Below are 4,002 nucleotides of genomic sequence, written 5' to 3' on the forward strand. Positions count from 1 at the left end.
GAGGACGGAACCCGCAGGCCGCCCCTGGACGCCCGAGGCGCCTCCAGCGCCCCCCCGGGCGGCGGACCTGACGATGCGGGCCGTCCAGAGCACGCCCAGCCCCTCCAGGACCGCCCCCGCCGCCAGGCAACCGAGCCCGGCGGACGTATGCAGCAGGACGTCCAGCGGGCGGGCTCCGAGCCCGCCGCCCAGCAGCAGCCCGGCACCCGGCAGTGCGGCCAGCACCGCGATCGTCGTTCGCGGCCCGGCCAGCTCCCCTGCGATCTCCTCCGCCAGTGCCCGCTCCCCGCGCAACGCCTCCGCGACCCGGTCCAGCGCGGCGGCCAACCCCGATCCACCGTCGGAGGCCACCCGCCAGCAGGCCGCGATGGCCGCCGCCCCGCTGCCGCCCGGCAGTTCGGCCAGCAGATGGAGCGCTTCGGGAACGTCCCCGCCGTAGCGACCCGCCGCCAGCCGGGCCACCGGCTCCTCGCCGAGCCTGCGCAGCCCGTCCGGGTCCGCGGCGAGCCTCGCCGTGACCAGGTGCAGCGCCTGCTCCGGCGTCGAGCCGCTGCGCAACTCCCCGGCCAGCGCGGCGCAGAGCTCCGCCACGGCGGCGGCCCGCTGCCCCGCCTCGGCCGCCAGGCGTCGCCGCACCCGCCACCGCCGCAACGGCAGGACGGCCAGACCCGCCGCAAGTACCGGAACCGGCGAGGCGGTGGCCTGCCCCGCGGCCAACCCGACCGGGATGATCAGAAGTTCGGGCACCAGGGCGGCTTGGATTCGCACCTTGGCACGCCCCGTCATCGCCGGGCCCGGCCCGCGCACCGGAGGACCGCTGCCCGCCAGTACCAGCCTGGATCGCCGCCCACCCGGCAGCTGCTCCTGCACCGCTCGCCACCCGGCGGCCGCCAGCAGACACAGCACCGCCACCCAGCAGAGCGCGAACTGACCCTGCCTCACGCCGTCAACCGTCATGTCACCGACCTCCATGTCATCGCCCCTTCCTGCTCCACACCCCGAGCAGCGCCACCGCGCCCACCGCACACCCGGTCAGCAGCGATACGAACCCGAGCTCCACCAGCCGCAGCTCCCGTGCCGCCTGCCCCGCCGACGCCAGCGCCGCCACCGCCGTCACGGCGCCCCCGCCCCGGGCGGCGCTCCGAGCACCACCCCGCGCGAGGCCAGCAGCCCGACCAGCCGCTCCCAGCCCACCCCGGGCACCAGGCCGCCCGCCGCCGGGAAGGCCACCGCAGGAGTGGTCACGGCCAGCCCGTCGCGGTCCCCGGCCAGCGTGTGGACCTCCGCCACCCGACGCCGCCCCGAGCCCGGATCCCGGACCAGGTGCACCACCACGTCCAGCGCGGCCCGCAGTTGGCTGTGCAGCGCCGGTCGATCGAGCCCGGCTAGCGAGCCCAGCGCCTCCAGCCGGACCGGCACGTCCGCCGCGGTGTTGGCGTGGACGGTGCCGCAACCTCCTTCGTGCCCGGTGTTGAGCGCGGCCAGCAGGTCCGAGACCTCGGCCCCGCGCACCTCGCCGATCACCAGGCGGTCCGGCCGCATCCGCAGCGCCTGCCGGACGAGGTCCCGCAGAGTGAACTCCCCCAGGCCCTCCTGGTTGGGCGGTCTGCTCTGCAGCCGGACCACGTGCGGGTGGGCCGGCCGCAGTTCGGCGGAGTCCTCGGCGATGACGATCCGCTCGTCCGGCCCGACCAGGCCGAGCAGCGCCGCGAGCAGGGTGGTCTTTCCCGATCCCGTGCCGCCGGAGACCAGCAGGGACAGCCGCGCCCGCACGATGCCGGCCAGCAGGTCGGCGCCCTCCGGCGGCAGCGCCCCGCCCGCCACCAACTCGTCGAGCGTGAACGGCCGGGGTCGGCACACCCGCAGCGAGATGTGCGTGCAGCCCGCCGCGATCGGCGGCAGCACCGCGTGCAACCTGGTGCCGTCCGGCAGCCGGGCGTCCACCCAGGGCCTGGCGTCGTCCAGGCGCCGCCCGGCCGCGGTGGCCAGCCGGTGGGCCAGCCGTCGCACCGCCTCGGCGTCGGCGAACCGGACTCCGGTGGCTCGGTGCAGGCCGCCGCCACGGTCGACCCACACCTCGTCCGGACCGTTCACCAGGACATCCGTGACGTCGGGCGCCGCCAGCAACCGGTCCAGCGGGCCCGCACCCACCAGTTCGGCGCGCAGCGAGCGCACGGTGTCCAGCACCTCGTCCCCGCCGAGCGGCGGCCGGGTGGCCCGCAGCACCGCCGCGACCGAGCCCGCCGTCGGGGCTGCCCCCGATTCGGCCAGCCGCAGCCGCACCGCGTCCACCAGCTCGGCCGTCCGGGCCTCCCGGGCCGTACGGCCGTACGGGCAGGGCCCGTGCTCGGCCTCAGGAGGCCCGCCGGGCGGCGGCACGCTCCTGAGCGGCCGGTGCTCCCGCGCACCGTCGCCCGGGCCCGGCGCACCACTACGGAGACCTGTCCTACGCAGACGGACCATCAGTACACACCTCCTCCGACCGCCGACACCGGCGGCAGCACCTCGTTCAGGAAGGTCGCGCAGAAGCGCGCGAGCGGGCCGCTCTCCCGGATGCCCGGAGGGACGCCCTTCTCGACGTCCTCGGCCAGGCCCGGCTCCGGCTCCAACTCCCCCGCCAGCTCCAACCGCAGCCCGCGGGCGATCCGATGTGCGGGGAGCCCGCCGACCCGCACCGGCCGCACCACGGCCCGGACGTCCCCGAGCCGCATCCGGACCGCCGCCGCGACCCGGTCGGCGGCCGCCACCGCGCGCAACTCGGCCGGGACCACCAGCAGAGCCAGGTCGGACTGATCCAGCGCCTGCCCGGCGGCCGCGTCGAGATGGCGCGGCACGTCGACCACCACCAGCCCGCCGCGCCGCCGGGAGGCGGCCAGCACGCTGCGCATGGCCTCCGGCGGCACCGTGAGGGTGTCGCCGCGGTCCCAGGACAGGCAGGACAGCGCAGAGAGCCGCTTGAGGGCCGGCAGCGCCCGCGCCAGGTCGGCTCCGCTCACCCGCCCGCGCGAACCGGCCAGATCGGGCCAGCGCAGCCCGCGGGCCGCCTCGCCACCGAACAGGATGTCCAGGCCGCCGCCCAGCGGATCGCCGTCGATCAGCATGGTCCGCCGGCCCGTCCGCGCGGCCGAGACCGCGAGGGCACAGGCCAACGTCGAGGCCCCGGCCCCACCCCGGCCGCCGAGCACCGCGACGGTGACCGCCGGGGAACCGATGCCCTCGGCCGCATCCGCGATCCGGTCGAGCAGCCAGGCCTCAGCGTCGGGCAGGAACAGCACGTGCTCGGCGCCGAGTCGGACCGCTCTGACCCACACCCCGGGGTCGTCCAGGTCCAGCCCGAGGAGCAGCACGCCGCCGCGTCTGCCCATCCCGGCGCAGCGCACCGCCTGGTCGTCCCCGACCAGGACCAACGGGGCGCTCTCCCAGAGCTCACGCGTCGGCGGCGCGCCCCGGATCAGCCTCGGCTCGGTGCCCGCCGCCGCGCAGACCCGCAGCAGGTGCTCGGCCAGGCCCTCGTCCTCGGTGACGATGAGCGGCCCGCCGGCCCCGGGGCCCTCGGCGGTGATGTGGTCGGCGATCGGCGTCGACATGGTGGTCTCCCCTCTGCGCCGCCGGCCACCAGGGCGGCCACGGCGCACGTCGGACGGTTCCGACGGACGGTCGCCCGGCAGACCTCTGGAAGAGGGGGATGAGGCCCTGCCCGGCGACCGCCGTCGACCATCACGGTGGGGGGAGATCCGGATTACGTCATCCACGTTCCGATTGCCTGTGGATAACTCGTGGGTTGTGGATAAAAACGTTCACCCGGGCGGGGGGCTATTCGGCGAAGAATTGACGAAACGGGGTCACGGAGATGAACCGGCGGCCCGCCCGGGGCCCGGTCGGACCACCGTCCCCGTACCCCGCCCACCGCCTCCCGCGCACCCCGCCGGAACGGCCCGGCGGCGCCGATCGGAACCGGCCGCGCGCGACAGGCGGGCCATGAGCAAATAGCAACGCAGAGTG

3 protein-coding genes are annotated in these 4,002 nt (G+C 76.6%); all 3 read right to left on the minus strand.

The features are described from left to right. A partial coding sequence (locus J0670_RS32275) for a type II secretion system F family protein (protein ID WP_307806792.1) occupies positions 1-942 on the minus strand: 942 nt, incomplete at its 3' end. A 171-nt stretch (positions 943-1,113) separates the two neighbouring features. Continuing rightward, complete coding sequence (locus J0670_RS32280; protein ID WP_207815595.1) at positions 1,114-2,463, minus strand: TadA family conjugal transfer-associated ATPase; 1,350 nt, start codon at positions 2,461-2,463, stop codon at positions 1,114-1,116. Continuing rightward, entirely contained in the window at positions 2,463-3,587 is a 1,125-nt protein-coding gene (gene ssd, locus J0670_RS32285) for a septum site-determining protein Ssd (RefSeq protein ID WP_207815596.1), read from the minus strand. Before ssd ends, J0670_RS32280 begins: the two co-directional genes overlap by 1 nt. Between the last annotated feature and the right edge of the window lie 415 nt (positions 3,588-4,002).

The sequence above is a fragment of the Streptomyces sp. FH025 genome, from assembly GCF_017427025.1.
GTDB lineage: Bacteria > Actinomycetota > Actinomycetes > Streptomycetales > Streptomycetaceae > Kitasatospora.

What these genes read in the sequence shown, in the direction of transcription:
- J0670_RS32280 (WP_207815595.1), bottom strand. Translation starts at nt 2,463, where the DNA reads ATGGTCCGTCTGCGTAGGACAGGTCTCCGTAGTGGTGCGCCGGGCCCG.
- ssd (WP_207815596.1), bottom strand. Translation starts at nt 3,587, where the DNA reads ATGTCGACGCCGATCGCCGACCACATCACCGCCGAGGGCCCCGGGGCC.